Origin of the sequence: Brevundimonas sp. R86498, from assembly GCF_044598075.1 — a bacterium.
Lineage (GTDB): Bacteria > Pseudomonadota > Alphaproteobacteria > Caulobacterales > Caulobacteraceae > Brevundimonas.
In genome coordinates this window covers 265,312-291,053 of the sequence record NZ_CP139004.1, presented here as the reverse complement: position 1 = coordinate 291,053, position 25,742 = coordinate 265,312, and the positions used below count along the sequence as shown (strand labels likewise).

28 protein-coding genes, 2 pseudogenes and 1 riboswitch are annotated in these 25,742 nt (G+C 67.5%); of the genes and pseudogenes, 14 read left to right on the top strand and 16 right to left on the bottom strand.

Annotated elements, in window-relative coordinates; translation table 11 throughout:
* Nucleotides 1-3 precede the first annotated feature (3 nt).
* The 9 genes and pseudogenes from SJY26_RS01540 to SJY26_RS01500 form a co-directional block, all read right to left on the bottom strand.
* Nucleotides 4-417: a DUF6491 family protein gene (locus SJY26_RS01540; protein ID WP_396594408.1), complete on the bottom strand. Its 414-nt coding sequence runs from the start codon at nucleotides 415-417 to the stop codon at nucleotides 4-6.
* Between the two features lie 20 nt (nucleotides 418-437).
* Nucleotides 438-2,261, bottom strand: a complete 1,824-nt coding sequence (mnmD, locus tag SJY26_RS01535; RefSeq protein WP_396594407.1) for a tRNA (5-methylaminomethyl-2-thiouridine)(34)-methyltransferase MnmD — start codon at nucleotides 2,259-2,261, stop codon at nucleotides 438-440.
* A 114-nt stretch (nucleotides 2,262-2,375) separates the two neighbouring features.
* Nucleotides 2,376-2,645, bottom strand: a complete 270-nt coding sequence (locus SJY26_RS01530) for a hypothetical protein (RefSeq protein ID WP_396594406.1) — start codon at nucleotides 2,643-2,645, stop codon at nucleotides 2,376-2,378.
* A 189-nt stretch (nucleotides 2,646-2,834) separates the two neighbouring features.
* A complete protein-coding gene (motA, locus tag SJY26_RS01525) occupies nucleotides 2,835-3,704 on the bottom strand; it encodes a flagellar motor stator protein MotA (protein WP_396594405.1) in 870 nt (289 codons plus the stop codon).
* Nucleotides 3,705-3,773: 69 nt separating this feature from the next.
* Nucleotides 3,774-5,573, bottom strand: a complete 1,800-nt coding sequence (locus SJY26_RS01520; RefSeq protein WP_396594404.1) for a long-chain-acyl-CoA synthetase — start codon at nucleotides 5,571-5,573, stop codon at nucleotides 3,774-3,776.
* Between the two features lie 152 nt (nucleotides 5,574-5,725).
* On the bottom strand, nucleotides 5,726-7,045 hold the full coding sequence (locus SJY26_RS01515) for a PQQ-dependent sugar dehydrogenase (RefSeq protein WP_396594403.1): 1,320 nt from the start codon (nucleotides 7,043-7,045) through the stop codon (nucleotides 5,726-5,728).
* An 11-nt stretch (nucleotides 7,046-7,056) separates the two neighbouring features.
* Nucleotides 7,057-7,476: pseudogene (locus tag SJY26_RS01510) on the bottom strand (lipocalin family protein); the annotation flags it as partial.
* 197 nt (nucleotides 7,477-7,673) lie between these two features.
* Nucleotides 7,674-7,910 (bottom strand): DUF1206 domain-containing protein, encoded by a 237-nt coding sequence (locus SJY26_RS01505; protein ID WP_396595688.1) that lies wholly within the window; start codon nucleotides 7,908-7,910, stop codon nucleotides 7,674-7,676.
* Nucleotides 7,911-8,043: 133 nt separating this feature from the next.
* A pseudogene (locus SJY26_RS01500) lies at nucleotides 8,044-8,397 on the bottom strand (DUF1206 domain-containing protein); the annotation flags it as partial.
* A 317-nt stretch (nucleotides 8,398-8,714) separates the two neighbouring features.
* Between SJY26_RS01500 and SJY26_RS01495 the strand changes: the two are divergent.
* Genes SJY26_RS01495 through SJY26_RS01480 form a run of 4 tightly spaced genes read left to right on the top strand, consistent with a single transcriptional unit; the run spans nucleotide 8,715 to nucleotide 11,455 of the window.
* Nucleotides 8,715-9,659 carry an ABC transporter ATP-binding protein gene (locus SJY26_RS01495; RefSeq protein ID WP_396595687.1) on the top strand — a complete coding sequence of 315 codons (945 nt, stop codon included), beginning with the start codon at nucleotides 8,715-8,717 and terminating at the stop codon, nucleotides 9,657-9,659.
* Entirely contained in the window at nucleotides 9,656-10,423 is a 768-nt protein-coding gene (locus SJY26_RS01490) for an ABC transporter permease (protein ID WP_396594402.1), read from the top strand. The genes SJY26_RS01495 and SJY26_RS01490 overlap by 4 nt, the downstream gene beginning before the upstream one ends.
* A 12-nt stretch (nucleotides 10,424-10,435) precedes the next feature.
* A complete protein-coding gene (locus SJY26_RS01485; protein ID WP_396594401.1) occupies nucleotides 10,436-10,717 on the top strand; it encodes a DUF427 domain-containing protein in 282 nt (93 codons plus the stop codon).
* A gap of 48 nt (nucleotides 10,718-10,765) precedes the next feature.
* Nucleotides 10,766-11,455, top strand: coding sequence for a hypothetical protein (locus tag SJY26_RS01480; RefSeq protein WP_396594400.1), 690 nt, complete (start codon nucleotides 10,766-10,768; stop codon nucleotides 11,453-11,455).
* Here SJY26_RS01480 and SJY26_RS01475 read toward each other — a convergent pair.
* On the bottom strand, nucleotides 11,452-11,853 hold the full coding sequence (locus tag SJY26_RS01475) for a hypothetical protein (protein WP_396594399.1): 402 nt from the start codon (nucleotides 11,851-11,853) through the stop codon (nucleotides 11,452-11,454). The two genes, SJY26_RS01480 and SJY26_RS01475, sit on opposite strands and share 4 nt — an antisense overlap.
* A gap of 104 nt (nucleotides 11,854-11,957) precedes the next feature.
* Here SJY26_RS01475 and SJY26_RS01470 point away from each other — a divergent pair, with 104 nt between their 5' ends.
* Together SJY26_RS01470 and SJY26_RS01465 are read left to right on the top strand one after the other, a co-directional pair.
* A complete protein-coding gene (locus SJY26_RS01470; RefSeq protein ID WP_396594398.1) occupies nucleotides 11,958-12,635 on the top strand; it encodes a DsbA family oxidoreductase in 678 nt (225 codons plus the stop codon).
* Between the two features lie 207 nt (nucleotides 12,636-12,842).
* Nucleotides 12,843-12,983 carry a hypothetical protein gene (locus SJY26_RS01465; RefSeq protein WP_396594397.1) on the top strand — a complete coding sequence of 47 codons (141 nt, stop codon included), beginning with the start codon at nucleotides 12,843-12,845 and terminating at the stop codon, nucleotides 12,981-12,983.
* Between the two features lie 454 nt (nucleotides 12,984-13,437).
* Here the strand turns inward: SJY26_RS01465 and SJY26_RS01460 are convergent, their stop codons facing one another.
* Nucleotides 13,438-13,623 carry a hypothetical protein gene (locus tag SJY26_RS01460; protein ID WP_396594396.1) on the bottom strand — a complete coding sequence of 62 codons (186 nt, stop codon included), beginning with the start codon at nucleotides 13,621-13,623 and terminating at the stop codon, nucleotides 13,438-13,440.
* Nucleotides 13,620-14,129: a zeta toxin family protein gene (locus SJY26_RS01455; RefSeq protein WP_396594395.1), complete on the bottom strand. Its 510-nt coding sequence runs from the start codon at nucleotides 14,127-14,129 to the stop codon at nucleotides 13,620-13,622. Before SJY26_RS01455 ends, SJY26_RS01460 begins: the two co-directional genes overlap by 4 nt.
* A gap of 52 nt (nucleotides 14,130-14,181) precedes the next feature.
* On the opposite strand from SJY26_RS01455, the gene SJY26_RS01450 reads away from it, so the two are divergent.
* From SJY26_RS01450 to SJY26_RS01440, 3 genes are all read left to right on the top strand, one after another.
* Nucleotides 14,182-14,523 (top strand): endonuclease domain-containing protein, encoded by a 342-nt coding sequence (locus SJY26_RS01450; protein WP_396594394.1) that lies wholly within the window; start codon nucleotides 14,182-14,184, stop codon nucleotides 14,521-14,523.
* 742 nt (nucleotides 14,524-15,265) lie between these two features.
* The gene (locus SJY26_RS01445) at nucleotides 15,266-15,961 is read left to right on the top strand and encodes a hypothetical protein (RefSeq protein ID WP_396594393.1); all 696 of its coding nucleotides are present in this window, start codon (nucleotides 15,266-15,268) and stop codon (nucleotides 15,959-15,961) included.
* Nucleotides 15,961-16,989 (top strand): sensor histidine kinase, encoded by a 1,029-nt coding sequence (locus SJY26_RS01440; RefSeq protein ID WP_396594392.1) that lies wholly within the window; start codon nucleotides 15,961-15,963, stop codon nucleotides 16,987-16,989. The genes SJY26_RS01445 and SJY26_RS01440 overlap by 1 nt, the downstream gene beginning before the upstream one ends.
* Here SJY26_RS01440 and thiC read toward each other — a convergent pair.
* Nucleotides 16,986-18,980 carry a phosphomethylpyrimidine synthase ThiC gene (thiC, locus tag SJY26_RS01435; protein ID WP_396594391.1) on the bottom strand — a complete coding sequence of 665 codons (1,995 nt, stop codon included), beginning with the start codon at nucleotides 18,978-18,980 and terminating at the stop codon, nucleotides 16,986-16,988. The genes SJY26_RS01440 and thiC overlap by 4 nt on opposite strands.
* 79 nt (nucleotides 18,981-19,059) lie before the next feature.
* Nucleotides 19,060-19,168, bottom strand: a riboswitch (TPP riboswitch).
* Nucleotides 19,169-19,300: 132 nt separating this feature from the next.
* Between thiC and SJY26_RS01430 the strand changes: the two genes are divergently transcribed.
* The 3 genes from SJY26_RS01430 to SJY26_RS01420 all read left to right on the top strand — a co-directional run bounded on the left by SJY26_RS01430 (nucleotide 19,301) and on the right by SJY26_RS01420 (nucleotide 20,976).
* Entirely contained in the window at nucleotides 19,301-19,795 is a 495-nt protein-coding gene (locus SJY26_RS01430) for a BLUF domain-containing protein (protein WP_396594390.1), read from the top strand.
* On the top strand, nucleotides 19,740-20,750 hold the full coding sequence (locus SJY26_RS01425) for a D-cysteine desulfhydrase (RefSeq protein WP_396594389.1): 1,011 nt from the start codon (nucleotides 19,740-19,742) through the stop codon (nucleotides 20,748-20,750). The genes SJY26_RS01430 and SJY26_RS01425 overlap by 56 nt, the downstream gene beginning before the upstream one ends.
* 61 nt (nucleotides 20,751-20,811) lie before the next feature.
* Nucleotides 20,812-20,976 carry a hypothetical protein gene (locus SJY26_RS01420; protein ID WP_396594388.1) on the top strand — a complete coding sequence of 55 codons (165 nt, stop codon included), beginning with the start codon at nucleotides 20,812-20,814 and terminating at the stop codon, nucleotides 20,974-20,976.
* A 3-nt stretch (nucleotides 20,977-20,979) separates the two neighbouring features.
* Here SJY26_RS01420 and SJY26_RS01415 read toward each other — a convergent pair whose 3' ends face one another.
* Nucleotides 20,980-22,248: a DUF819 domain-containing protein gene (locus SJY26_RS01415; protein WP_396594387.1), complete on the bottom strand. Its 1,269-nt coding sequence runs from the start codon at nucleotides 22,246-22,248 to the stop codon at nucleotides 20,980-20,982.
* A 79-nt stretch (nucleotides 22,249-22,327) separates the two neighbouring features.
* On the opposite strand from SJY26_RS01415, the gene SJY26_RS01410 reads away from it, so the two are divergent.
* Together SJY26_RS01410 and SJY26_RS01405 are read left to right on the top strand one after the other, a co-directional pair.
* Nucleotides 22,328-23,236 (top strand): hypothetical protein, encoded by a 909-nt coding sequence (locus SJY26_RS01410; RefSeq protein WP_396594386.1) that lies wholly within the window; start codon nucleotides 22,328-22,330, stop codon nucleotides 23,234-23,236.
* Nucleotides 23,237-23,255: 19 nt separating this feature from the next.
* Nucleotides 23,256-23,918 carry an aspartate/glutamate racemase family protein gene (locus tag SJY26_RS01405; protein WP_396594385.1) on the top strand — a complete coding sequence of 221 codons (663 nt, stop codon included), beginning with the start codon at nucleotides 23,256-23,258 and terminating at the stop codon, nucleotides 23,916-23,918.
* Nucleotides 23,919-23,945: 27 nt separating this feature from the next.
* On the opposite strand, the gene SJY26_RS01400 is transcribed toward SJY26_RS01405, so the two are convergent.
* Nucleotides 23,946-24,455 (bottom strand): DUF1993 family protein, encoded by a 510-nt coding sequence (locus SJY26_RS01400; RefSeq protein WP_396594384.1) that lies wholly within the window; start codon nucleotides 24,453-24,455, stop codon nucleotides 23,946-23,948.
* A 63-nt stretch (nucleotides 24,456-24,518) separates the two neighbouring features.
* A complete protein-coding gene (locus SJY26_RS01395; RefSeq protein ID WP_396594383.1) occupies nucleotides 24,519-25,661 on the bottom strand; it encodes a zinc-dependent alcohol dehydrogenase family protein in 1,143 nt (380 codons plus the stop codon).
* Between the last annotated feature and the right edge of the window lie 81 nt (nucleotides 25,662-25,742).

Below are 25,742 nucleotides of genomic sequence, written 5' to 3'. Positions count from 1 at the left end.
GGCTCAGGGGCGCTGCCGGGAGGGTAGGGCCGTGATTTCTGCCTCGGTCAGGACGCGGTCGATCCGGGCGCGGCACGGTCCCCGCGGCAGGGAGGCGTTGGCAATGGCGATCTCCGCTGTGTCGCCCACACACATCCGGTCGCTACCGCCGATGGCAGGGGTCACGCTGAGGGCGTTGGCACCGGCCAGGTCCCAGCATCCGACAGACGCGAGGGCGAAGACCTCGCCGCCGAGGACCCGGAGATAGATCTGCTGGTCGTCGCCTTCGCGGAAATTGATGATCTGCCGGGCCTGAAAGCACTGACGCGGGGCGCGGTCGCTTGCGGCAGACAGGGCACTGGACCCTCCCGGAGCTGCGGGGGCGCAGGCGGCCAGCGTGGCGAGCAGGACGGCGGGGACCAGGGCATGGCGGGACATGGTGTTCTCCTCAGGGGATCTCATGACACAGCGTCTGCCTTCTGTTCCGGTTGCGCAACCGGGCGAAGCACCGGCCGAGCGGGGGAGAGCCTGTCCACCACCGCGCGGGGCAGGGGCGACGGGTGGGCGAGGATTTCGGCGACCAGATGCTCGGCCAGTAGCGGGGCGAGGCAATGGCCGCGGGAGCCAAGTCCGCCGAGGACGAACAGGCCGGGCTGGTCCGGGATGGGCCCGACGACTGGCAGGCGGTCGCGGGTGGTGGCGCGCAGGGCGGCCCGGGACCGGACGGCCGAAGGGTCGAGACGCGCGGCCAGTTCGGGCAGGCGGGCCGCCAAGGTCGCGCGGTTGCGGGCCGAGTCCTCCGGCCGCACGTCGGTGGCGGTCTGGTCCCGGTCGTGTGTCGCCCCGAACAGCAGCCCGTCCGCTGTCGGCGCGACATAGCCGCCCCAGGCCAGGGCCGGGGCGGTGATGCCGCTGACCCAGTCGGCCTGGCCCCGCACCGGGGACAGGACGAGGTCGGGGAGCAGGGCCACGGTCCCGGCCCCGGCGCACACGACCACGACCTCCAACTCGGCCAGAGGGGCACCCTGCGCGTCCCGGACGCACCAGCCGCCGGGGGCGGGCTCGATCCGGTCGGCCCGGCCGGGCACAAGCGGGGTTCCCGCCAGCCAGTCGGTCAGGACCGCCGCCGGAGCCAGGGTGAAGGCGGTGGTCATGTCGAGGCCCGGGTCGTCGAGGGCCTCCCCGGCCCGGGTCGAGGCCCGGGCGCAGTCGACGGGGCGGAGCGCCCCCTCTAGCCAGAGCGGCTGGGCCGCGATGCGGTCGAAGCGGGCGGCGTCGCGCTCCGTGGCGGGTAGCTGAAGCACGCTGCGGGCGAGGATGGCCCCGGGGACCTGGCTATAGAGGGCGTCGGCGCGCTCGAGGGTCTGGGCGAACAGGCCGGCGATGGCGGGATCGCCGAGATCGAAGCGGGGCGTAACGAGGGCGGCTGGGAAGCCTGAGGCCCCGGCTCCGGGACCCTCGGCCTCGATCAGACGGGGCGACAGGCCGGCCGCGCGCAGGGCGCGGACGACGGAGGCCCCCGCGATCCCGGCCCCGACGACGACAATGGAGGGGGAGGGGGGGCAGGCGGGCGGCGGACCGGGCAGGCGGCCCTCCAGCCGCTCGCGCTTGCGGCCATGACCCGGGCGCTTGTCCACGACGAAGCCCCGGTGGGCCAGACCCCGGCGCACGGCCCCTGCGACGGTGAAGGTGGCCAGGCGCGCGTCTGGGGCGGAGCGGGCGGCGATGAGGTCGAGGACGGCGTCTGACCACATGGCCGGGTTGAGCGCGGGCGAGAAGCCGTCAAGGAACCAGACGTCGGCCGGGCCGCTCCAGTCCGACAAAACCTGTTCGACCTCGCCGACGGCAACATCAATCACGGCACCGAGATCCGGGAGGTCGATGCGGTGAAAGCCGGGGGTCTGCGGGGGCCAGCCGGCCAATAGGGCTGCGCTGATGTCCGCGAGCGCTGGCCAGGCGTGGAGAGCCCGTCCGGCGTCCGCGACGGACAGGGGGTGGCCCTCGACCGTGAAGACCTGGAGCCGGGCACCGTCCGGGCGGGTGCGTCGCCACAGGTCCAGAAGGGCGACGATGTTCAGGCCGGTGCCGAAGCCGAGCTCGGCGACGGTGAAGTGGTTTCGGTCAGCCCAGGCGTTCGGGAGGCCGCAGCCCTGAAGGAAGACCGTGCGGCTCTCGGCCAGTCCGTCCTGGGCCGAGAAATAGACATCGCCATACCGGTCGGAGCGGGGCTCGCCGGCCTCGGTCCAGATCAGTCGGGGGGCGCGGTCGTCCGGCGGGGTCATGGCGGCGATCTATACCCGCGTCGGGCCCGGCGTCAGGCCGCGGGCACGAAAAAAGGGGCCGCCCGAAGGCGACCCCTTTCCGATGAACCGGTCGAAACCGGTCCGGTCGTGGTCTTAGTGAGCGGCCGGAGCAGCGGCAGCGTCGGCAGCCGGGGCCATCGCACCGTCAGCGGCCGGAGCAGCGGCGGCAGCAGCAGCGGCTTCACCAGCGGCGGCAGCGGCGTCGGTCGCAGCGGCGTCGGCGGTGGCAGCAGCGTCCGTGGCGGTGTCGGCGGCGGCAGCGGCGTCAGCCGAGGCGTCAGCGGCGGTGTCTTCGGCGGCGGGTTGGCAGGCGGCCAGGGCCAGAGCGGCGGCCGAGGCGGCGATCAGAGCAACGATGCGCATGGTGGGTATCCTTCAGAAGGGTTCACGCGAGGTCATGAATCCTCGCTGGCCGCAGATAACGGGAACGTGAGCGGAAGCGCAAGCGAAATCCTCACGCGTTCGTGATCGGCTGTGTGGAACATCCAGGCGAGGGCCATCCGCTCTGATCACAGCTAGATCCGGTCGCGACCGGACAGGCCGTCCGGGCGATCAGGCGTCCGCGGGTGCGGCGGCGAGGGCCTCTTCCATTTCCAGGAACGAGGGTTGGGCCGCGCTCGGGATGTCGCCCCGGCCAAGCTCGACCGAGATCTGGGCCGCGTTGCCGTGCAGGTGGGCGACCAGCACCGACTGGATGATCTTGTAATAGGCGCTATCGCCGTTGACGACCTCGGTCAGGCGTGCCGCGAGCGGGCCGACCAGGCCATAGGCGAGGAACACGCCGAGGAAGGTGCCGACGAGCGCCCCGCCGATCATGCCACCGAGGACCTCGGGCGGCTCGGTAATGGCCGCCATGGTCTTGATCACCCCGAGCACGGCCGCGACGATGCCGAGTGCGGGCAGGGCGTCGGCCATGTTCTGAAGCGCATGCGCGGGGCCAAGCGCCTCGTGATGGTGCTTTTCAAGCTGCTTTTCCATGGCGTCCTCGATCTGGTGGGGATCCTCGAGGTTCATGGTCATCATCCGCAGGGTGTCGCAGATGAAATCCGTGGCGAAATGGTCCTTCAGGACCTTGGGGTATTTCTGGAAGATGGTGCTTTCGGCGGGCTTTTCGATGTGGCTTTCGAGAGCGATCACCCCCTTGGATTTCATGGTCTTGGTCAGCTGGAACAGCAGCGACAGCAGCTCCACATAGTCCTTCTTCTTCCACTTGTTGCCGCCGAACATCAGGCCGAAGCTGCCCAGCAGGCCTTTCAGCGTGGAGCCGGAATTGGACATGACCAGCGCGGCCACGGCCGATCCGCCGATCATCATCATCTCATAGGGGAGGGAGTGAAGAATGACCCCCATCTTCCCGCCGGCGATGGTGTAGCCGCCGAACACCATACCGAACAGGAGGACGATGCCGATGATCTGGAGCATGATGAGGCAGTCTGTCCTGAGCGCGAGAGAGCCCGAACATCGCCGTTATTGATTAAGGGGCGGTTGCGATCAGAGCCGGGTTGAGCCGTTCTGGATCGCAAGGAAGCCTTCGGGCGAGAGTTTCTGATAGCCCGCCTTGCCGCCGCGGACATAGAGCGGCCCATCGACCTTGCTCGGGTCGAAGCCCTCGGTCACCAGGTCGATCTTGCGGTATTTGAACGTGCCGGTCGTTTCGAGGGTCTTGGCCAGACGGACGAAAACCGGTCGCGCGTAGAAGGGCAGTTGCTCGTCGGCGAAGGCGGCGAACTCCTTCGCCGAGAATCGCCCGTCGACGACCAGCGTCACCATGCCGGCCTTGCCCTCGGCCCCCGGGACAGGGACACCGTAGGCGATGACCTCTTTCACGCCCGGCGCATTGACGAGGCGCTGCTCGACCTCGGCGGTCGAGACGTTCTCGCCCTTCCACCGGTAGGTGTCGCCGATCCGGTCGATGAAATAGAAATAGCCCTCGGAATCCTGACGCATCAGGTCGCCGGTCCGGAACCAGCGATCACCGCGCTGGAACACGTCTGTCAGGATCTTCTTCTCCGAGGCGGCCTTGTCCGCATAGCCGGTGAAGTCGTGGCGGATATTGTCGCTGATGACGCCGATGGCTTCGCCGATCTCGCCCACCGAGGTCTCCTGGCACAGGCCGTTGGCAAGGCGGACGGGCTCTTCGGTATCGACGTCGAAACGCACCAGGCGGATGTTGATCTGGCTCCGGAGGAGCCTGGGCACCCGGCCGATCGAGCCCGGCTTGCCGTCGAAGTTGAACAGGGAGACGTTGCCTTCGGTCGAGCCGTAGAACTCGAGGATCTCGGGAATGGCGAACCGGCTCTGGAACTCGGGCCAGACATCCGGTCTCAGCCCGTTTCCGAAGGCGAGGCGCAGGCGATGACCGCGCTCCCCGTCCTGGGCCGGCGAGTTCACCAGATAGCGGCAAAGCTCGCCGATATAGACGAACAGGGTCGCCTCGGTGGCATTGACGTCGCGCCAGAAGGAAGAGGCCGAGAATTTGCGTCGCAGGATGAGGCGGCCGCCGTTCAGCAGGGCCGGGCCCACGCCGACCAGCCCACCGGTGGAATGATACAGGGGAAGGACGTTGAAGATCCGATCCTTCCGCGTCGAGGCCGTGGCTCCTGCGAAGGCCCGCATATAGGTCCGGGCCCGGGCGTGATGGATGCGCGCCGCCTTGGGCATGCCTGTCGTGCCCGATGTGAAGATGAACAGCGCCGTGTCGCGATTTGTGATCCCACTGCGGAGGCTGCGCGCCAGCCGGACGGAGGACCCGCTGCGGACCGCATTGTCGAGGCCACGCCGTTCGGAAACCTCGTCGCTCTCTTTCAGGCCCAGAACCCAGAGGGCCATGGTCCGGGTGACGAAGGGTCTGGCTTCCTCGCACCGCCGCCAGGTCTCCTCATCGGCCACGACGGTGGCGACACCGGCGATATTGAGGCAGTGGGCGAGTGCCTCGCCGGACAGGTTCGTGTTGATCAGGGCGGTGGCGATCCCGACCTTGGAGAAGCCGAGCCATGCGGCGAGGTACTCCACCCGGTTGGTCATCACCAGGCCGATCACGTCCGAGCGGCGAAGATTGCGACTCCGCGCCCAGTGACCATAGCGGTTGGCCATGGCGTCAAGGTCACGATAGGTCAGCGAGCGATGCTCGTCCTCGACCGCGACATTGTCCGCGAACTGGTCGACGGCTTCCTCAAAGTCGTCGCAGACCAGGACGTCGCCATCGAGCGCGATCGGCTTGATCCGCTTGAGCAGACGACGCAGACCGGACGCGAACTTCAGGTCACGTCTGATATTGGCCGCCAGACCCATGGTCGCAGTCGCTCCGTATTCATATGCAAGTCGAACCGGTGATGAACAAGCGCCGTGCCCGGGTCAACCGGTGCCTAAATCCTGAACGCCGGTCTTCGGCGTTTCCGTCCGGCCGTGGCGCCCACGCCCCGGTTCCTGTCGACCCTGAGCCCTCAGCGCGCCAGTGCGACCCGCCAGATCACATTGCCGACATCGTCGGCGACGAGCAGGGCACCGGTGCCGTCGACCTGGACACCGACCGGACGCCCCATGGCCTCACCGTCCTCCGTCAGGAAGCCAGTGAGGAAGTCCCGGGGAGGGCCGGACGGCTTTCCGTCGGCGAACGGCACAAAGATGACCTTGTAGCCGGACCGCGGACTTCTGTTCCAGGAGCCGTGCTGGCCGACGAAGGCCCCTCCGGTGTAGCCGGCCGGGAAGGCTGCGCCGTCGTAGAAGGTCAGCCCAAGGGAGGCAGTGTGCGCCCCCAGCGCATAGTCGGGCGACAGGGCTGTCGCGACGCGCTCCGGTGACTGCGGGGTGACGCGGGAATCGACGACCTGCCCGTAGTAGCTCCAGGGCCAGCCGTAGAATCCGCCGTCCCGCACCGAGGTCATGTAGTCGGGCACAAGGTCGTTGCCGAGCTCGTCGCGCTCATTGACCGCAACCCACAGCGCCCCGCTGTCGGGCTGCCACGCCATGCCCACGGGGTTGCGCAGCCCGGAGGCGAAGATGCGGGTGGTCGCGGTCGCGATGTCGATCTCGTGGATCGCCGCCCGCCCGACCTCCTCGTCCAGGCCGTGCTCCGCGATGTTGGAGTTGGAACCGACGCCGACATAGAGCCGGGTCCCGTCCGAGGAGGCGACGAGGCTTTTGGTCCAGTGATGATTGCGACCCGCCGGCAGGGCCGCGACCGGGGTCGCGGTCGCGGTGATCCGGGTCTGGCCGGTCTGATAGGGGAAGGACACGACCGAATCGGCATTGGCGACATAGAGCCGGTCGCCGACCAGGGCCATGCCAAAGGGCGAGAACAGATTTTCGAGGAAGGCGGTGCGGACCTCGGCCGCCCCGTCTCCGTCGGCGTCCCGCAGCAGGGTGATCCGATTGGCGCTGGCCGGGGCGGCACCCGCCCGTTTCATCACCAGCCCCATGACCCAGCCGCGCAGGCCGCCGGACTTGCCCTCGGGTTTGGGTGGGGCATTGGTCTCGGCCACCAGGATGTCGCCATTCGGCAGGCGATAGAGCCAGCGGGGATGGTCAAGGTCGGAGGCGAACGCCTGAACCACAAACCCCTCCAGCGCGGTCGGTTTCCGTCCTTCCGGCCATCCGACGGCCGGTGCGATGTTGACCGTCGGTGCGATCAGGTTGCGGTGGGGCGCGACCAGTTTCGGGTCCGGTCCGAAGGTCGCCCCGGGCGGGGCGAGGGGCCCGCCGCCGCAGCCGGCGACAAGGAGCGACGCGGAAAGGGCGGTCAGCAGGACAGGACGGCGGCGCATGTCGTAAGCCCTCAAAAGGCCGGGAATTCGAGCCGGCTGACATCATAGCCCAGATTGCGGGCCCGCTCGACGAGCGCCGCCCGCTCCGCCGCGTCCGGCACCTCACGGGTGTAGATCCAGAGTTTCTCGAACTTCGGATCGGCCGAGATGAACCAGCTGTAGTCCTCGGCGTGATCCAGCACCCAGTACTCCCAGGTGATCAGACCGCCCACATAGCGGGCCCGGAGTTTGGCGTTGAAACCGGGATCCAGGATCGTGCCGTCTGCCCCGATGGCCTTTTCCCGGCCCGTCGGCGTGTCGACCTGACAGGTGTCGCGGACGTCGACGCGGGTCGGGCTGCGGATGACATAGCTGGTCGCGCCGGCGACACAGCCGTCGGTCAGGCGCATCGGCAGCCGGGCGATCTCAAGCCAGCGCCCGGTATAGAAGCGCTCCAGATCGACGGCGCGCGCGGGTTGCGGGGCCCGGACCTGACTGGCGGGGATGGAGGTGGCGCAGGCCCCGAGCCCGAGCAGGGCGACGGTCGCGAGGGTCAGGGTGCGGAGGCTCATCGTCGGTGTCCTGCGGTTCGGGAGACCGAAGATACGGGGGAACTCCGTCCGGCGGACGCGGCGAAAGCGCGCGCCGGTCAGGCGTCCAGATCGCGCGGGGGCCGAATACGGCGGAATCGCGCCTCGACGAAGGCGAACGCTCCGAAGGCCATGAGCCCGCAGGCGGTGGCCGCCAGAACCCAGCTGCCGCCCGGACGCGTCTCCAGCGAGTTCGAGCGCCTGTCCGAAACTGCTGACCTCGGCCGCGCTGGACTGCAGGCCCGCCAGCACAACGAACACGCCAAGCGGCAGATAGGCCAGCCCCCGGGCGACATAGCCGGCCCGCGCAATGGGCGTCAGTCGACGACACAGGGTGGCCGAGCAGGACAGGGCCTCTCCGAAGTCGGCGCGCAGGCCCTTGATAACATTGCCCGCTCCGACGCCGAGAATGAGCAGACCCACGCCAAGAAGGAGCCAGCTCCCGAAAGGCAACGCCAGGAGGGTCGCGGCTTTCTGCTGGTTTTCCGCGACGTCCTCCGTCCCGGATCGCGCCGGAAACTCGTCAAGCAACTCAAACACACCGGATGCGAGCAGGCCGTAGAAGAGGCCGCTGACCGCCTGACCGGCCCGCACCATCAAAGCTTTCGAGGTCTTGCCCTCATGGTCGGCATCGAACACCGACTGCAGCACCCGCCACAGCACAAAGGCCCACAGGCCCAGGCCCAGCAGGATCAGCCACACTCGCCCGAACGGCTGTTCGGCTACCATCTGGATGGCCCCGCTGGACCCGACGGCGTCGCCTACGACATCCAGTGCCGCCATCAGGGTGATCGCGCCGATCGAGAGATAGACAAAGCCGCGTGCGCCGTAGCCGATGCGGGCCGCGATCTCGAGCAGGGTAGACAGGGGCGGGACCCGCCGGAGCAGGGCCGATCGCCGGCGCCCAGCCTCGCCCATGGCGGCCAGACCGGCGCGGGCGCGGTTCAGGGTGGAGGCGAGTGCGGGCATGGGGTCCTGTGAAAAAGTGAGCGCCGGTCAACGCGCAACGCTCGAGAAAGGCTCCCGTCCGGGGTTGAGTGATGCCCCGCCATCGCCATATTGCGGTCACGGCGCTGCGGCCGGTGAAGGGGCTGCGCCCAATGACGTCGGTCATCGATATCAGGGGCGTCGCCAAGACCTATGCCTCGGGTCTGCAGGCGCTGAAGCCCACGAACCTGCAGATCGGCAAGGGCGAAATCTTCGCCCTGCTGGGACCCAACGGCGCGGGCAAGACCACGCTGATCTCGATCATCTGTGGCATCGTCTCGCCGACGGCCGGCACAGTGGTCGCCGATGGCCACGACATCCAGAAAGACTTTCGTCAGGCGCGGATGAAGATCGGCCTGGTGCCCCAGGAACTGACCACCGATGCCTTCGAGACGGTCATCGCCACGGTCACCTTCAGCCGCGGCCTGTTCGGCAAGGCCCCGGACCCGGCCTTCATCGAGCAGGTGCTGAGGGACCTCAGCCTGTGGGACAAGAAGGACGCGAAAATCATGACCCTGAGCGGCGGGATGAAGCGTCGGGTCATGATCGCCAAGGCCCTGAGCCACCAGCCCGACATCCTGTTCCTCGATGAGCCGACGGCGGGGGTGGACGTCGAGTTGCGTCGCGACATGTGGAACCTGGTCCGGCGTCTGCGCGACAGCGGCGTCACCATCATCCTGACCACCCATTACATCGAGGAAGCCGAGGAGATGGCCGACCGGGTGGGGGTGATCCTGAAGGGCGAGCTGATCCTGGTGCAGGACAAGACCGAACTGATGAAGAAGCTGGGGCGCAAGACCCTGACCCTGAACCTGCAGGATCCGCTGGCGGTGTTGCCCGCCGAGCTGGCGGACTGGGACCTGACGCTGCGCGCGGAGGGCCATGAGCTGGAATATGTCTTCGACTCCAACGCCGACCACACCGGGGTGCCGTCGCTGCTGCGACGGCTGTCGGACCTCGGCATCGCCTTCAGGGACCTGAACACCCGCCAGAGCTCGCTGGAGGACATTTTCGTCAGCCTGGTGCATCGGGACAGCCCGGTCGGAGCCGCCGCATGAGTTTCAACGGATACGGCGTCTGGGCCATCTACCGGTTCGAGATGGCGCGGGCGCTCCGCACCATCTGGCAGTCGATCGTCACCCCCGTCATCACCACGGCCCTGTATTTCGTGGTGTTCGGCTCGGCCATCGGCTCGGCCATGACCGAGATCGACGGCGTGCCCTACGGGGCCTTCATCGTGCCCGGGCTGATCATGCTGAGCCTGTTCACACAGTCGATCTTCAACGCCAGTTTCGGCATCTATTTCCCCAAGTTCACCGGCACCATCTATGAGTTGCTGAGCGCGCCGGTATCGCCGTTCGAGATCGTGCTGGCCTATGTCGGGGCGGCGGCGACCAAGTCCGCCGTGCTGGGGCTGATCATCCTGGGGACGGCGGCCTTCTTCGTGCCGCTGCAGATCCTGCACCCGGTGTGGATGCTGGCGATCCTGATCCTGATCTCGACCACCTTCAGCCTGTTCGGCTTCATCATCGGCATCTGGGCCAACAGTTTCGAACAACTGCAGTTCATCCCCATGCTGATCGTGACGCCGCTGACCTTCCTCGGTGGATCCTTCTATTCGATCGACATGCTGCCGCCGGCGTGGCGGACGGTGACCCTGTTCAATCCGGTGGTCTATCTGATCTCGGGTTTCCGCTGGAGCTTCTACGGGACGGGGGATGTGCCGATCGTGTGGAGCCTTGCGGCCACCTTCGGGTTCCTGATCGTGTGCCTGGCGATCGTCGGCTGGATCTTCAAGACCGGCTACCGGCTGAAAACCTGAGGAGAAACAACCATGACGACAGCGACCTGGAACGGGGTGGTGATCGCGACCTCGGACGACACGGTGGTGGTCGAGGGCAACCACTATTTCCCGCGCGAGGCGGTCGATGCGGCCGTGCTGACGCCGTCGACGACGACCTCGACCTGCCCGTGGAAGGGCGTGGCCTCGTACCATTCGATCGTTGTCGACGGGAAGGAGAACCGGGACGCGGCCTGGTTCTATCCGGAGCCGAAATCGGCGGCGGCGGAGATTCGCGACCGCATCGCCTTCTGGAAGGGCGTCGAGGTTCGCTGACCGTTCCGTAACTGGACCGGACCGCGGTTCGCCGCTAGGACGCCCGCAATGTCAGACACCCCGCCCCGCCCTGAAGCCGAAGGCGCGCCGGCCGAGCCGTTCGTGCGCGGCCGGATCCAGTGGTCGCGCCCGCCGCAGACGGTGTTTCGCGTCGGCCCGCTGCCCGAGGCACCGGTGCCGCTGAGCACGCCGCGCCTGACCGGGATTCCGCTGCGCAAGCCGGGGGGCGGGGTGCTGAGCGGGTCGATGATCCCGACCGCCCGGCCCGCCGCACCGGAACCGGCCGTGCCGGAGACGACGCCGGAGAGGCCCGCGCCCCCGCCCGAGCCCGAACTCCTTGCCGAGCCTACGCCGCTCCCGGAGCCTGCGCCCGAACCCGTTCCCCAACCCCGGCCCGAACCCGCGCCGCAGCCCGCCCCGCGGGTGGAGCAGGTCGTCGAGGTCGAGGCGGTGGAGATGGTCGAGACCGTCCCGCCGCTGGCCGGGGAGGCCCCGCCGGTGGCTGAGCCGCGCAGCCTGCCCTCGGTGGTCGTGACCCCGACCCTGTACGCGACGGTCAGCGCGGCAGTTCAGACGGTGAAGCCCCGGGACCGCTGGACCTTCCTGGTTGTCGCCGTCGTCGCCGTGGCGGTCACGGCGGGCTTCGTCTGGCTGGCCACCCTGCCGGGCGGCGGCAGCGCGCCGCTGGACCTGGATGCGCCGCCGCCGGCGGCGGTGAGCGCTCCGCCCCCGGCCTAGCGGTCGGGGCTGCGGTAGGGCAGGTAGCCGCGTTCCACCATCCGGCGCAGGCCCTCATAGGCCTCGGACAGTTCGTCATAGGTGGTGCGCAGGTCGGCCAGTTTCCGGGCCTCGGCTACGCCGATGGCCTGGCCGGACTCGCTGATTTTCAGGGCCTCGGCGATCCAGCGGGCGCGGGCGGTCGCGGCGACCACGGCCAGACGCTGGAAGGCCGCGGCCTCGGTGTGGCTGGCCCCCAGACCCATGATCTGGGGAATGACCTCGCGGTTCGAGACGAAGGCGGCATAGTCGATCTGTTCCAGATGGCCGCGCAGGCGGCGCTGCTCATGGGGATCGGTGTCGCTGGGCTCGAAATGGTCCCGACGGCTGCGGTAGCCGGCGGTCACGATACTGGACATGGCACGTCTCCGATTTGATCCACAGGGTGCGCCCGACCGGTTAACGGGGGATTTTCAAGTCACGGCGCTTTTTTCGGGCCGCCCTCGCCCCCATCTGGCCCTCCATGACCCAGTCCCCGAGCCGCCCCCTGACCATCGATTTCGTCTCCGACGTCGTCTGCCCCTGGTGCGTGGTGGGGCTGGGCGGGCTGGAGGCGGCGCTGGAAGCGGTCCGGGCCGACGGCATCACCGCCGACATCACCTTCCGCCCGTTCGAGCTGAACCCCGACATGGCCCCGGAGGGCGAGAACATCGGCGAGCATATCGCCCGCAAATACGGCTCCACCCCCGAACAGTCGGCGGCCAACCGGGCCATGATCACCGCCCGCGCGGCCGAGGCCTGGGACGGCTTCGAGATGCGGATGGGGCCCGACAGCCGCATCTGGAACACCTTCGACGCGCACCGGCTGCTGTCCTGGGCCCAGGCCACGGCCGGTGCCGGGGGGCAGCGGGCGCTGAAGGAGGCCCTGTTCCGCATCCATTTCACCGACGGCCGGTCCCTGACCGACCCCGGGGTCCTGGCCGATGCCGCCGCCAAGGCCGGGCTTGATCGCAGCAAGGCGGTCGAGGTCCTGGCCGACGACCTGTACGCCGCCGAGGTCCGGGCCGAGGAGGCCCTGTGGCGCTCGCGCGGCATCAGCGCCGTCCCCGCCGTGGTGGTGGAGGGGCAGTATCTGATCAGCGGCGGCCAGCCGGCGGCGGTGTTCGAGGCCGCGTTGAGGAAGATCGCCGCCGGGGGCTGAGGCCCACCGGTCAGGTGCCCGCCGCCCCGGGACCCGGTCGCTGAAAAACAGAAGTCCGTTGAGTCCGTTGAGTCCGCTTCGCCGGTGCCGTGCAGCATCCGCCACCGGGCCATCTCCCCGGCCGCCATGCGGTCCAGTTCGGCCTCCTCCGCGTCCAGCGCGACGCGGACGCGGCGCCAGCGCAGGGCCTCGACGGCGTCGCCGCGCATGACCGCCCGCATCATCCGGCGCGAGGCCACCCACGCCAGCTGGCCCGCCTCGATCCGGTCGAGATCGCCGCAGACCTCCTCCTCCAGAATTCGCCCCTCGTCGTCGGGATCCAGCCGCTCCGGCGGCGTCCACGCCTGATCCGCGCGCCGCCAGCCGTCGCGAAGGGCGCGGCTGCGCAGGGCCGTCAGCCCGACGCCATGCCGTCGGCAGGCCTCGGCCGCCGGCACCCCGGAGACATAGTCCTCGCGCACCCGCTCCCAGACCGCGTCCGGGACGATGCGCGGGTTCGCCCGGGGTGTGTGTGCTCCATCCGCCATCGCTGTGCCTCCCATGGTGCGACGGGCGGAGGCTGGCATGGGGATACGTCAGAATCGGTCGTAGGGGACAGACCCTCTCCCGGCGGGAGAGGGCTTGAGGCTCGGTGAGCGAAGCGAGCCGCAAGCCGAAAGGGTGAGGGGTTTTCGCCGGACGTTGCGGCCCGGCCTGTGCGACGGCTCACGCCGACTGAACGACCCGACCCTCACCCTTTCGCGCAAGACTGATCGCTGCGCTCTCAGGCGCTCAAGCCCTCTCCCACCGGGAGAGGGCTCCGCTAAGCCGCCTTCACCTTGCGCGGTGTCTTCGGCGCGACGTCGGCGGCGGTGACGAGGTGACCCTTCCAGCCGGGGGGCGGGAGGAACTTGCCGGACTTCTCTTCGCGCGTGCCGTTCCTGGCCATCTCCGCCGCGCGACGGCTGGCCTTCAGAATGGTTTCGTGATCGAAAATCGACTTGTTCATCGCGGTCCCCAATCTAGCAGTTCCAGCACCTCGCCGCCACTGGCGTAGACCTTCCAGTCGTCGGCCAGGGGTTTGTAGGTCGTCTCCAGATACTCCAAGCTGACCAGGAACCGCCGTCGCAGCGTGTCTTCCGGAATGCCGTGGCCGCCTTCGGCGACGCGGTTCGCGACGCGGGCGACGGAGTGGTCCGCGCTCGGCAGACGCAGATAGACCAGTTCAAACCGATAGCCGACCGCCTTCCAGTCGCGAATGCGGACCGCATGGGATCGGCTGGCCAGGGTCGTCTCCAGCACGACGTCGGCGCGGGCGGCGAACAGGGCGTCCAGCCGCTCCAGCACCAGCCGCCCGGCGGCGAGATCGCGGGCGGGACCTGAGCCGGTCAGGCCGCGCGCCACCTCGTCGGGATTGACGAACTGGAACGCTTCCGCGCGCTCGCGCAGGACGGCGTTGAGGAGGGTGGTCTTCCCGGCTCCGTTCGGTCCGGCGAGGAGGACGAGGGTGGGCATGGGGTCACTTTAGCGCTTTCCGATCAGCGGGAGAACATTGCAATCTGGGGTCATGTCCCGCGCCCGCGATCTTCGCCAGTCGGCCGGTCTGGCCGAGCGGCGCGTCTGGGCCCGGCTGAGGGGCGGGGCGGTCGAGGGATTCAGGGTTCGGCGGCAGCATGACATCGGCCGCTGGACCGTCGATTTCGCCTGCGTGCCGCTGAGGCTGGTGATCGAGATCGACGGCGGGGTGCATCAGCGCGACGACGTTATCCTGCGCGATCATCTGCGCCAGACCGAGATCGAGGCCCTGGGCTGGACGGTGGTGCGGTTCACCAACGCGGTCGCCCTGGGCGAGCCGTGGCGGATCGACGACGCGATCCGCGAGCAGGCGCGGGCAGTGGGGTTGCTGTAGCTTCCCTTTCCCGGCGGGAGAGGGCTTGAGGCTCGGCAAGCGCAGCGAGCCGCAAGCCGAAAGGGTGAGGGGCTTTCGCCAGACGTCGGGCCCCGGTCCGTGCGACGGCTTACGCCGACTGGACCACCCGACCCTCACCCTTTCGCGCAAGTCTGATCGCTGGCGCTCTCAGGCGCTCAAGCCCTCTCCCACCGGGAGAGGGGTCGGGAGGGGGAGGGGCCGGCCGCGCACCGGGTGTCTGAAGGTCAGGCCCCGGGTGTCCGCCGCCCGGCACCGTGTCCGCGTCGGGCCCCCTCCGTCACGGCGCTGAAGACGCGCCGCGCCACCTCCCCCGACGGGGGAGGATTTACGACGCACCATTCCTCCCCCATCGGGGGAGGGGGACCGCCGCGCGCTTGCGCGGGGGTGGAAGGGGCCGGCCGCGCACCGGGTGTCTGAAGGTCAGGCCCCGGGTGTCCGCCGCCCGGCACCGTGCCCGCGTCGGGCCCCCTCCGTCACGGCGCTGAAGACGCGCCGCGCCTTGAGGATCGGCTTGTATACCGAACCGACCGCAAGCCCCCGACGGCGGAGGAATGGTGAGGACCGTGTCCGGGGCCACGAACGGGAACGTCTCCGCCCGCTCGCGCAGGAAACGATTGATGAAGGGGGTCTTCCTGGCTCTGCTAGGACCGGCGACGAGGACCAGGGTGGGCAATCAAAAATGATGGTGTAAAAACAACCCAGAATCTCATGGGGTGGATCAATGAAGTCGATCGCACTGAAACTTTACAAGAGCGCTCGCGACATCCGGGACTTTGCGGGAAAAGCCGCTCATCTCCAGAGCGAGAAGCAGCGCCGATCGACAGTGCCCATTGCGGTAATCGACGATCAGCCGTTTGCTCCGCAAACAAATCTTCAGTCTTATGGATACAACATATCGCAGATTGGCGACATAAAGAGCCTTGGCGAAGTGTCCAAGTATCCTTTGATATTATGTGATATTATGGGTGTTGGTCGTCATTTCGACCACAAGCTTCAAGGCGCGAGCCTTATTACAGAACTTAAGAAGAATTACCCAGAGAAGATCGTAATCGCTTATACTGGGGCGGCCCTTAATGATAGAGCTGTAAAAGTTGCCGCAGATCGTGCCGATCGTATCTTAAAGAAGGATATAGATATAGATGAGTGGGTGGACGCATTAGATCGCGCTACTCGAGAAGCTGTTGATCCATATATAATTTGGAATAAGGTGCGAGCCAGATTTGTTGAAATGGGTGTCGATACCAAAGATATGATAGCCTTTGAGGACGCTTACGTGCGATCAGTGCAGAGCAGAGATATTACCTTTTCTGCAGTGAAAGCCGCAGGAAACGATCAAAGCCTCAGATCAGATGCGAAAGCAATTGTAAATGGAGTGATAAGCTCGCTGGTATTTCAAGCGATATTTGGGATCGCCTGATGTTTCCTGTAGCGGTCTATATAAAGTCCAAAGATGGAGCTGCTCATTTCCACAATGGAACCCTGTTTCCTGTCCCAATAGAGCTTCGCGATATCCCTAGGCTTTCTCAGTATGCCAAAATCGAAAACACAGGGTGGAGCGCTGGGGAATTCGGCTATTGGCGTTATTGTCACGCGCTTCCCACCGGGGATTTGTTGATCGTACCGGGACTAATACTCGCAGACGTCAAACGGCCTTCCAAGCGCTACCCCGGCTATTCTCAGGAATGGTCCAGGGACCAGATTCAACAATTTGCTATAGGCATATCAAGCTACGCCTTAGGCGTCATCGAGTCAGCTCAAGAAGACCTCAATCTTCTTGTCCATGATCTTCGGGCTCTATCAAACGCAATTTACAACTCAGCGCTAGAGGCCCAGAGTTGGGTAGAGAAATCAAACTATACAGAAGTCCGCAAGAGACTAGATAACGTTATAGCTTCTCAAGCTATGTTAAAAATGCGAACTGACGCTCTAGACTTCGTTGGAAATCCAGCATCTCTTATTCAAGATAGCAAAATACATGCCTTTAGAAAAATAGATAAGGTAATTCGATGCTTTAAGTCGTCAGCTCTATTTCAAAGAAAGGTGATAAATCTCAATGGAAATTCTTTTGGTCGCGTTAAAGGGCCGGAAATATTTGAGCTAATACCTTATGTGCTCATCGACAATGCTATTAAGTATTCCCCTGAGATGTATCCCATTGAAGTATCGGTCTCTGAGTCCGATGGACTTGAGTTTAGTGTTGAATCCTATGGCCCCTTTATAAGTCAGGATGAGCAAGAAGAGATATTCCGGAAGGGTGTTCGTGGGCGGTCGGCAATTGCTAGCGGGGCTCCCGGTAGCGGTGTCGGGTTAAGTCTTGCTAAGAAGCTGGTAGAAGACCACTTTTCTGGGAACGTCCGTGTGGACCAGGAAATCCAATCGGATTTCGTCGACGGCTTTTACTACCATAAGACCCGCTTTACAGTGCGAATGCCCTTAGTCGCCTAAACCTTCACCTCCACCACCCCGCCCCCCGCCCGGAACTTCGCCGACATCTCCGCCATCCCGGCCTCGGCCGTGGCGGCGTCCAGCAGCGACCCCCCCGCATCATTCTGGGCCGCCGCGTCCCGGCGGATGTCCTGGCTGATCTTCATCGAGCAGAATTTCGGGCCGCACATGGAGCAGAAGTGGGCGGTCTTGTGGGCCTCTTTCGGCAGGGTGGCGTCGTGGTATTTGCGGGCGGTTTCGGGGTCGAGGCCGAGGTTGAACTGGTCTTCCCAGCGGAACTCGAACCTCGCGCGTGACAAAGCATCATCATGCAGGCGGGCGGCGGGGTGGCCCTTGGCGAGGTCGGCGGCGTGGGCGGCGATCTTGTAGGTGATGACGCCGTCCTTGACGTCCTGACGGTCGGGCAGGCCCAGATGCTCCTTGGGCGTGACGTAGCAGAGCATGGCCGTGCCGAACCAGCCGATCATGGCCGCGCCGATGGCGGATGTGATGTGGTCATAGCCGGGGGCGATGTCGGTGGTCAGGGGCCCGAGCGTATAGAAGGGCGCCTCGTGGCAGTGTTTCAGCTGCTCATCCATATTGGCCTTGATCTTGTGCATCGGCACATGGCCGGGGCCCTCGATCATGACCTGGCAGCCTTTTGCCCAGGCGATTTTGGTCAGTTCACCCAAGGTGCGGAGCTCGGCGAACTGGGCCTCGTCATTGGCGTCGGCGATGGAGCCGGGGCGCAGGCCGTCGCCGAGGCTGAACGACACATCGTAGGCCCGCATGATGTCGCAGATGTCCTCGAAATGCTCGTAGAGGAAGGACTCGCGGTGATGGCTGAGGCACCATTTGGCCATGATGGAGCCGCCGCGCGACACGATGCCGGTGACGCGCTTGGCGGTCATCGGCACGAAGGGCAGGCGGACGCCGGCGTGGATGGTGAAATAGTCGACGCCCTGTTCGGCCTGTTCGATCAGGGTGTCGCGGAACACCTCCCAGGTCAGGTCCTCGGCGATGCCGTTCACCTTCTCCAGCGCCTGGTAGATGGGGACGGTGCCGATGGGGACGCTGGAGTTGCGGATGATCCAGTCGCGGATGTTGTGGATGTTCCTGCCCGTCGACAGGTCCATGACGTTGTCGGCCCCCCAGCGGGTGGCCCAGACCAGTTTGTCGACCTCGTCATCGACGGACGACAGGACGGCCGAGTTGCCGATGTTGGCATTGATCTTCACCAGGAAGTTGCGGCCGATGATCATCGGCTCGACCTCGGGGTGGTTGATGTTGTGCGGGATGATGGCGCGGCCGCGGGCGATTTCCTGACGCACGAACTCGGGCGTGACGAAGTCGGGGATGGAGGCGCCGAAGGATTCGCCGTCGCGGGGGGTAGAGTGGTTAGTGGTTAGTGGTTGAGTGGTTGTGCCGTGAGGCATGTGCGACGGGGCCCAATCACTCATCACTGAACCACTAATCACTTCCCGGCGCAGATTTTCCCGGATCGCCACATATTCCATCTCGGGCGTGATGATGCCGGCTTGTGCGTATTCGTACTGGGTGACGGGGCGGCCGGGGACGCCCTTGAAGACCTTGTGGCGGCTGGTGTCGAAGCGGGGGGCGAGGTTCTTGCCGCTGGCGTGGCCGTTGTCCTCGGGCTTCACTTCGCGCGGGTTGAGGACGGGGGCGATGTCGCCGCGGTCCAGCTGCCAGCTGGATTTGACGAGGGGCAGGCCCTTCTTGATGTCGATGGTGACCGTGGGGTCGGTGTAGGGGCCGGAGGAGTCGTAGATGGTGATCGGCGGCTCGTTGGCCGAGGGGTGGACCGCGACCTCGCGGAAGGGGACGCGGATGTCGGGGAACAGTTCGCCGGCGACATAGACCTTGCGGGAGCCGGCGCGTTCGCCGGTGGGGATGGTGCCGGTCTCGCGCATGACCTCTTCGCGCGCGTCCTTCAGGGCCAGCTCGACGTTGGGCTCGTGCGGTTGCTCGGCGGGCGTGACGTGGATGTTCATGGCGGCCTCTGTGCTTTCAGAGGGTCGCGCCGGCGCAGGGAGCGAGGTGGTCCTGTGGCGTGGACCGTTCCCGCCTTCGCGGGAATGACGACTCTCATCCCTTCGCCGGCATGACCCGGATCAGGTTCGACGGGTCAGGCGGCTACGCCAATCTCAGCCGCTCGAATGCGACCCCCCGGAGAACGCGCCGACGATAGTCCGGTCGGGCGGCGATGACCAGAGCGCCGCCGCCGCACGGCGTTCTGCAACCGTGGCGCGATGTCGCGGCTTGATGCTCCGGAGACGGCGCAATTCGTGCGCCCGGACGATGGATGAGTGGCGTGGCGAAGCTTGAACGGTTGATCTATGGCAGCACGGCCACGGGGGGCACCGACAGCCTGTTGAACACGGCGACGATCCTGGGCGAGTCGCACCGCAACAATGCGCGCGACGGGCTGACCGGGGCGCTGGCGGCGCATGAGGGGCGCTATCTGCAGGTGGTGGAGGGCGCGCCGGAGGTGCTGGACGGGCTGCTGCGGCGGCTGGAGGCGGACCCGCGCCACCGGGACATCGTCCTGATCGACCGGGAGCCGGTGGAGGCCCGGCTGTTCGCCGGCTGGACCATGGCGCATGCCCGGATCACCCCGTCGCTGAAGGGGGTTCTGGAGGCGCTGCTGCACAATCCGGCGGTGGACCCCGGGGGTACGGTGGCGATCCTGCACGAGGCGTCGCTCGTCGCGTTCGGCGGTGTTAGGGAGGGGCCCCAACCGGAGCCCGACCATGCATCTCGCCCGCTTTCCCCGCCTGCGCCTGGCGCATCTGCCGACGCCGCTTGAGCCCCTGCCGCGCCTGTCCGAGGCGCTGGGCATCGACCTGTGGATCAAGCGGGACGACTGCACGGGGCTGGCGGGCGGCGGCAACAAGACCCGGAAGCTGGAGTTCCTGCTGGGCGAAGCGTTTGAACAGGACGCCGACACCTTGGTGACGCAAGGGGCTGTGCAGTCCAACCACGTGCGCCAGACGGCGGCGGCGGCCGCCGCGACCGGGCTGAAGTGCACGGTCATCCTCGAGGAGCGGACGGGGTCGAAGGCGACCGACTATGTTCACAACGGCAACGTCCTGATGGACCGGCTGTTCGGGGCGGAGATCCGGTTCGTGCCCGGCGGGTCGGACATGCCGGCCGAGCTGGAGAAGACCGCGGCCGAGGTCCGGGCGCGGGGCGGGCGGCCCTATATCATCCCGGGCGGCGGATCGAATGCCGTCGGGGCCCTGGGCTATGTCGACTGCGCGCGCGAGATCGTGGTCCAGGCCGATGAGCTGGATCTGGCCATCGACCGCGTCGTGACCGCGACCGGCAGCGCCGGGACCCATGCCGGTCTGGTGGCCGGGCTGGCGGTAATGGGGGCGGACATCCCGGTGCTGGGCATCGGGGTGCGGGCACCGAAAGAGAAACAGGAGGCCAATGTCCTGAAGCTGGCGCGCGAGACCGCCGCCCTGCTGGGCCGGCCGGACGCCGTGCAGGCTGAGATGGTGGTGGCCGACTGCGACTATGTGGGGGCGGGCTATGGCCTGATCGACCAGGCGGTGGTCGAGGCGCTGATGCTGGCGGCGCGGACCGACGCCATCGTGCTGGACCCCGTCTATACCGGCAAGGCGATGAAGGGGCTGATCGCGTTGGCCAGGGCCGGCCGCTTCGACGGCGAGCGGGTGGTGTTCCTGCACACCGGCGGGGCCCAGGGCCTGTTCGGCTATCAGGGCGAACTGGAGCCGGGGTTGCAGGGGGCATCCTGACCTGCGTGGAACGCAGCCGCCTTCTGCCGGGTTTTCCTCGGACAGCCAGAAGGAGCAACTCATGACCGATCCTGACCGCACCGCATCCGACGGCGTTGACGACCGTGTGGAGCAACTCGAGGACGACGCCGACGCCATGGAGCGGCCCGACCGCGCCATCCCCCTGCCCGACGAGAGCGGGGAAGGAGACGACGGAACCGGGCCGGTGACCGGCGTCGTGCCCTGACGCTTACCCCGCCCCCGCCGCGATCTGCATCATCACCAGACCGGTGAACCAGGCCGCGGCGGTGCCGACGATATAGCCGACCACCGCCAGCAGGACGCCGACGGGCGCGAGGCTGGGGTGGAAGGCGGCGGCGGCGACGGGCGCCGAGGCGGCCCCGCCGATGTTGGCCATGGAGCCGACGCCGAGGAAGAAGCTGGGCGAGCGGATCAGGAAGGCCATGGCGAACATCAGGGCCACGTGGACGGCCATCCAGACACCGCCGATCAGGAAATAGACGGGGCTGTCCAGGACGGCGGCGATGTTCATGTTCAGCCCGACGGTGGCGACCAGCACATAGACGAAGACCGAGCCGACCTTGGACGCGCCGGGGCCCTGCAGCTTGCGGGCCGGGGTGAAGGACAGGACCACGCCCACGACGGTGGCGACCAGCACCAGCCAGAAGAAGCTGGAGTCGAACGACAGCCGCTGGGCCCAGTCGAAGCTGGCCCCGAACCACGCCGACAGCGGATCGGCGATGGCGTGGGACAGGCCGACGGCCCCGAAACCGACCGCGAGGATGAAGATCAGGTCCTTGAGGCTGGGGATGCGGGCGTGCTCCAGCTCATAGGCCTCGGCCTTGTCGCGGACACGGTCGACGGCAGAGGCGTCGGCGCGGAACAGTTTGTCAAATCTGCGCTGGTTGGCGGCGATGAACAGGACGACAGCCATCCAGATGTTGGCCACGACGACGTCGACGGCAATCCAGATCGAGAAGGTGTCGGGGCCGGCCCCGTAGATCTCGTACAGGGCGGTCTGGTTGGCCGAGCCCCCGATCCAGCTGCCGGCCACGGTGGCCATGCCGCGCCAGATGGCCTCGGGGCCCGCGCCCATCAGCTCGGGCGCGATCCAGCTGGTCAGCAGCAGGGCGACCGGCCCGCCGATCATCACCCCGACCGTCCCGGTGAAAAACATGATCAGGGCCTTGGGGCCGAGACCGACGACCGCCGGCAGGTCGGCGGAGACGGTGAGCAGTACCAGGGCGGCGGGGAGGAGGAAGCGCGAGGCGATGAAATAGAGTTGCAACTCCTCCGGATCGACGACGCCGAAGGTGGTCAGCAGGGACGGCAGGAAATAGCACAGCAGCAGGGCCGGGATTACGGTGAAGAACCGTTTCACCCATGGATGCGACAGGCTGGAAGCCCAGAAGACGGCTCCGAGAATGGCGGCCAGAAGGCCCAGCACAACGGCGTCATTGGTGATCAGGGCAGTCGCGGCTTCGGCTTCCGGCGGCATGGCGCTTCCTTGTGGTTTTCGCGCATAAACCTGACAGAGCGACCGGCTGGCAAGGCCAAGTGGTGTCGAGGGGACAAGGATGGGCACGAAGGGCTTCGCAGGGGCAGGGCGGCCGCTGCTGATCTACGGGGCGCTCTCGCTGGTGGCGGTGCTGCTGGGCGCGTTTGTGGCGGCGCGGCACGGGGTGGCCACGGGATCGTGGGTGAGAGATCTTCTGGCGTGGGGTGTCGGGGCGGGGATGGCCGGGGCGATCGCAGCAGGGCTGAGGTCCGGGGCGTTTCCGTACGTCCTCGGGCTGGCTCCGGCAGGGTTGCTGGCGACGCTCTTCAGCGCGCCGCAGGAGGGGGTGCACCGGTGGATCGATGCGGGGCCGCTGCACACTAACATCGCTATGCTGGTTTTGCCGTCGGCGCTTGTGGCCGCTGCGGCGCTGATGCCGAAGCGGCCGGGCTGGACGATCGGGGTCCTGATGCTGTGCGCCGGCGTGCTGGTGGCCCAGCCGGATGCCTCGCAGGCGACGACCCTGGCCCTGGCAGGGATCGGGCTTGTGGTGCTGGCGGTGCGACAGCGGGGGGTGCAGGTCGCCGCCATTCTGGCCTTCGCCGCGCTGGCCGGGGTGTCGTGGCTTCGGCCCGACCCGTTGCAGCCCGTGCCCGAGGTTGAGGGGATCATTGGCCTGACGTTTCGACTGTCGCCGGTTCTGGCAGGGCTCGCCCTGCTACTGCTGGCGGCCATTGCGCTGGCCCCTGTGGCGCTGACGCGGGCTTCGAGGGGTCCGGCACCCCCGGTCTGGTTGGCCGGGGTCGGTCTTGGGCTGTGTTTCGCAGGCTGGGCGGTCGCCCCCTTCCTCGGGGCCTTTCCGGTCCCCCTAGTCGGTATGGGGATGAGCCCCGTCCTTGGCGGCTGGCTGGGGATCGGCTTGCTGGCGGGCCTGATCCGGTTGAAGGGATCCGGGAGAGCGTTCGCCCCGGGTGTCGGGGCGGCCTGATCACGGAGGCGACGGCGCGATGAGAACTCTGGGTGTTCTGGGCGGCATGGGGCCGGCCGCGACGGTGGCCTTTCTGGCGCGGGTGCAGGCGCTGACGCCGGCGCAGGGGGATGCGGATCATATCCGCGTCGTGATGGACCTGAACCCGCAGGTGCCGGACCGAAACACGCGGCCGGGCGAGGCGGAGGCGGAACTGGCGGCCATGGCGTTGCGGCTGAAGACAGTGGGCGCGGAGGTCCTGGCCATGCCGTGCAACACCGCCCACGCCCAGAAGGCGGGGATCGAGGCCGCCGGCCTGCCCTTCATCGACATGATCGCGGCGACGGTGGCGGCTGTGATGCCGCACAATGCCGGAGGCGTCGGCATTCTGGCCACCCCCGGGGGCGAGGCTTTGTACCGGGCGGCGCTTGAGGCGGAGGGGATGCGGCCCGTTTTGCTGGAGGGCACCGACCGGGACGCCTTCATGGCCTGTGTCTATGGCGTGAAGCGGGGGGATTCCGGGGCGGACAATCGCGCGGCGATGCAGCGGCTGGCCGGGGCCCTGATCGCGGCCGGGGCGGGGGCAGTCATCGCAGGCTGCACCGAGGTTCCGCTGTTGCTCGCCGCCGCCGATGTGGCAGTGCCACTGGTGGATTCCGCCGAGGTGCTGGCGCAGGCCTGCGTGGTGGCCTGCCGGGCGTGAGGCCTTGTTGCCCGGCCTGCCGACCGGTCAGGTCGGGCTGCCCATATAGTCGCGCTTGCCCAGCGGCACGCCCGCCTGACGCAACAGGCCATAGGCCGTGGTCAGGTGGAAATAGAAGTTCGGAAGGGCGAAGCCGGTCGCATAGGGCTGGCCGAGGAACTTCATCTCGCCGCCGGGGAAGGTGAGCGTGACCTCGCGGGCTTCCTGACCGTCGATGGCCGCGCGCGGGACCGAGGCGATGAAGGCCAGGGTGTCGGCGATGCGGGTCTGGAGCTCCGCGATGGTGGTTTCGGTGTCGTCGTGGACCGGGGCGGCGACGCCGGACAGGCGGGCGATGCACAGCTTGGGGCTGTCGCAGGCGGTCTGGACCTGTTTGATCAGGGGATTCATGTCGTCGATCAGGCGCAGCGACAGCCAGGCGTTGGCGTCGACGCCCGTCTCGGCGGCGTGGGCCACGGCCTTGTCGAGGATGGCCGACAGGGCGCGCAGACCCCGGGTGAAGGCGGGGACGGTCAGGTCATGGAGTTCGGTGGCCATGGCGGGCTCCTTGGTGGGTTCGCTTCCGTCTAGCGCCGGCCGGGGCGGCTGTCTTGCTGGTCGTCACGCCTCGCCGAAGGTGACGACCAGACGCACGACCTCGCCGGCGGCGAGGCGGTCGAAGCCTGTGTTGATGTCCTCCAGCGGGATCGTGCCGCTCATCAGCCGGTCGACCGGCAGACGACCCTGGCGGTACAGGGCGACATAGCGGGGGAGGTCGCGCGAAGGCACGCAGGTGCCGATGTAGGAGCCCTTCAGGGTTCGCTCCTCGCCGACCAGCGACACGACATTGACCGGCAGGGCGGCGTCGGGCGGCGGCAGGCCGGCGGTAATGGTGGTGCCGCCCCGGCGGGTCATCTTCCAGGCCGCCTCCAGCGCCCGGACCGCCCCGGCCATCTCGAACACGAAATCGGCCCCGCCCCGGGTCAGGGCGCGGACCTGGTCGACCGCGTCGGGGTCGGTGGCATTGACCGTCTGGACCGGGCCGAGGCTGTGGGCCAGGGCCAGCTTGTCCTCCGACAGGTCGACGGCGACGACGGGCGAGGCCCCGGACGCCAGCGCGCCCAGCACGCTGGCCAGGCCCACGCCGCCCAGACCGACCACGACCGCGCTCTGGCCCGCGCGGATGCGGGCGGTGTTCACCACCGCCCCCACCCCGGTCAGGACGGCGCAGCCGAACAGCGCGGCCTCGGCGAAGGACAGGGCCGGGTCGATCTTCACCAGCGAGCGGCGCGAGACCACGGCCCGGTCGGCGAAGGCGGAACAGCCCAGATGGTGATTCAGGGCCTCGCCGTCGTGATGCAGCCGACGACCGCCGGTCAGGAGTTCGCCCCGGCCGTTGGCGGCGGCGCCGGGTTCGCACAGGGCGGGGCGGCCCTCGGCGCAGGGGTCGCAATGGCCGCAGGACGGCATGAAGACCATGACCACGTGATCGCCGGGGGCGAGGTCGGTGACCCCCTCGCCCAAAGCCTCGACCACCCCGGCCGCCTCATGTCCCAGGGCCATGGGCAGGGGGCGGGGCCGGTCGCCATTGATGACCGACAGGTCGGAATGGCATAGGCCAGCGGCCCGGATGCCCACCAGGACCTCGCCGGGGCCGGGCGGGTCGAGGGTGAGGGTCTCTATCGTCAGCGGGCGACTGTCGGCATAGGGGCGCGATGCCCCGGAGGTCCGCAGGACGGCGGCGCGGGTGGTGATCGGGGACATGGGCAGTTCCTGTCGAAACCCTTGAACGTCCGTCGATAGGCGCTTGACGCGACGGAGGCCAAGCCCAAGGCTCGGGATCAA

Bases quoted from the DNA above. Each gene is read 5' to 3' on its own strand.
- SJY26_RS01540 (WP_396594408.1), bottom strand. From the start codon at position 417: ATGTCCCGCCATGCCCTGGTCCCCGCCGTCCTGCTCGCCACGCTGGCC.
- mnmD (WP_396594407.1), bottom strand. From the start codon at position 2,261: ATGACCCCGCCGGACGACCGCGCCCCCCGACTGATCTGGACCGAGGCC.
- SJY26_RS01530 (WP_396594406.1), bottom strand. From the start codon at position 2,645: ATGCGCATCGTTGCTCTGATCGCCGCCTCGGCCGCCGCTCTGGCCCTG.
- motA (WP_396594405.1), bottom strand. From the start codon at position 3,704: ATGCTCCAGATCATCGGCATCGTCCTCCTGTTCGGTATGGTGTTCGGC.
- SJY26_RS01520 (WP_396594404.1), bottom strand. From the start codon at position 5,573: ATGGGTCTGGCGGCCAATATCAGACGTGACCTGAAGTTCGCGTCCGGT.
- SJY26_RS01515 (WP_396594403.1), bottom strand. From the start codon at position 7,045: ATGCGCCGCCGTCCTGTCCTGCTGACCGCCCTTTCCGCGTCGCTCCTT.
- SJY26_RS01505 (WP_396595688.1), bottom strand. From the start codon at position 7,910: ATGTCGCCCGGGGGCTGGCCTATCTGCCGCTTGGCGTGTTCGTTGTGC.
- SJY26_RS01495 (WP_396595687.1), top strand. From the start codon at position 8,715: ATGACGTCGGTCATCGATATCAGGGGCGTCGCCAAGACCTATGCCTCG.
- SJY26_RS01490 (WP_396594402.1), top strand. From the start codon at position 9,656: ATGAGTTTCAACGGATACGGCGTCTGGGCCATCTACCGGTTCGAGATG.
- SJY26_RS01485 (WP_396594401.1), top strand. From the start codon at position 10,436: ATGACGACAGCGACCTGGAACGGGGTGGTGATCGCGACCTCGGACGAC.
- SJY26_RS01480 (WP_396594400.1), top strand. From the start codon at position 10,766: ATGTCAGACACCCCGCCCCGCCCTGAAGCCGAAGGCGCGCCGGCCGAG.
- SJY26_RS01475 (WP_396594399.1), bottom strand. From the start codon at position 11,853: ATGTCCAGTATCGTGACCGCCGGCTACCGCAGCCGTCGGGACCATTTC.
- SJY26_RS01470 (WP_396594398.1), top strand. From the start codon at position 11,958: ATGACCCAGTCCCCGAGCCGCCCCCTGACCATCGATTTCGTCTCCGAC.
- SJY26_RS01465 (WP_396594397.1), top strand. From the start codon at position 12,843: ATGACCGCCCGCATCATCCGGCGCGAGGCCACCCACGCCAGCTGGCCC.
- SJY26_RS01460 (WP_396594396.1), bottom strand. From the start codon at position 13,623: ATGAACAAGTCGATTTTCGATCACGAAACCATTCTGAAGGCCAGCCGT.
- SJY26_RS01455 (WP_396594395.1), bottom strand. From the start codon at position 14,129: ATGCCCACCCTCGTCCTCCTCGCCGGACCGAACGGAGCCGGGAAGACC.
- SJY26_RS01450 (WP_396594394.1), top strand. From the start codon at position 14,182: ATGTCCCGCGCCCGCGATCTTCGCCAGTCGGCCGGTCTGGCCGAGCGG.
- SJY26_RS01445 (WP_396594393.1), top strand. From the start codon at position 15,266: ATGAAGTCGATCGCACTGAAACTTTACAAGAGCGCTCGCGACATCCGG.
- SJY26_RS01440 (WP_396594392.1), top strand. From the start codon at position 15,961: ATGTTTCCTGTAGCGGTCTATATAAAGTCCAAAGATGGAGCTGCTCAT.
- thiC (WP_396594391.1), bottom strand. From the start codon at position 18,980: ATGAACATCCACGTCACGCCCGCCGAGCAACCGCACGAGCCCAACGTC.
- SJY26_RS01425 (WP_396594389.1), top strand. From the start codon at position 19,740: ATGCATCTCGCCCGCTTTCCCCGCCTGCGCCTGGCGCATCTGCCGACG.
- SJY26_RS01420 (WP_396594388.1), top strand. From the start codon at position 20,812: ATGACCGATCCTGACCGCACCGCATCCGACGGCGTTGACGACCGTGTG.
- SJY26_RS01415 (WP_396594387.1), bottom strand. From the start codon at position 22,248: ATGCCGCCGGAAGCCGAAGCCGCGACTGCCCTGATCACCAATGACGCC.
- SJY26_RS01410 (WP_396594386.1), top strand. From the start codon at position 22,328: ATGGGCACGAAGGGCTTCGCAGGGGCAGGGCGGCCGCTGCTGATCTAC.
- SJY26_RS01405 (WP_396594385.1), top strand. From the start codon at position 23,256: ATGAGAACTCTGGGTGTTCTGGGCGGCATGGGGCCGGCCGCGACGGTG.
- SJY26_RS01400 (WP_396594384.1), bottom strand. From the start codon at position 24,455: ATGGCCACCGAACTCCATGACCTGACCGTCCCCGCCTTCACCCGGGGT.
- SJY26_RS01395 (WP_396594383.1), bottom strand. From the start codon at position 25,661: ATGTCCCCGATCACCACCCGCGCCGCCGTCCTGCGGACCTCCGGGGCA.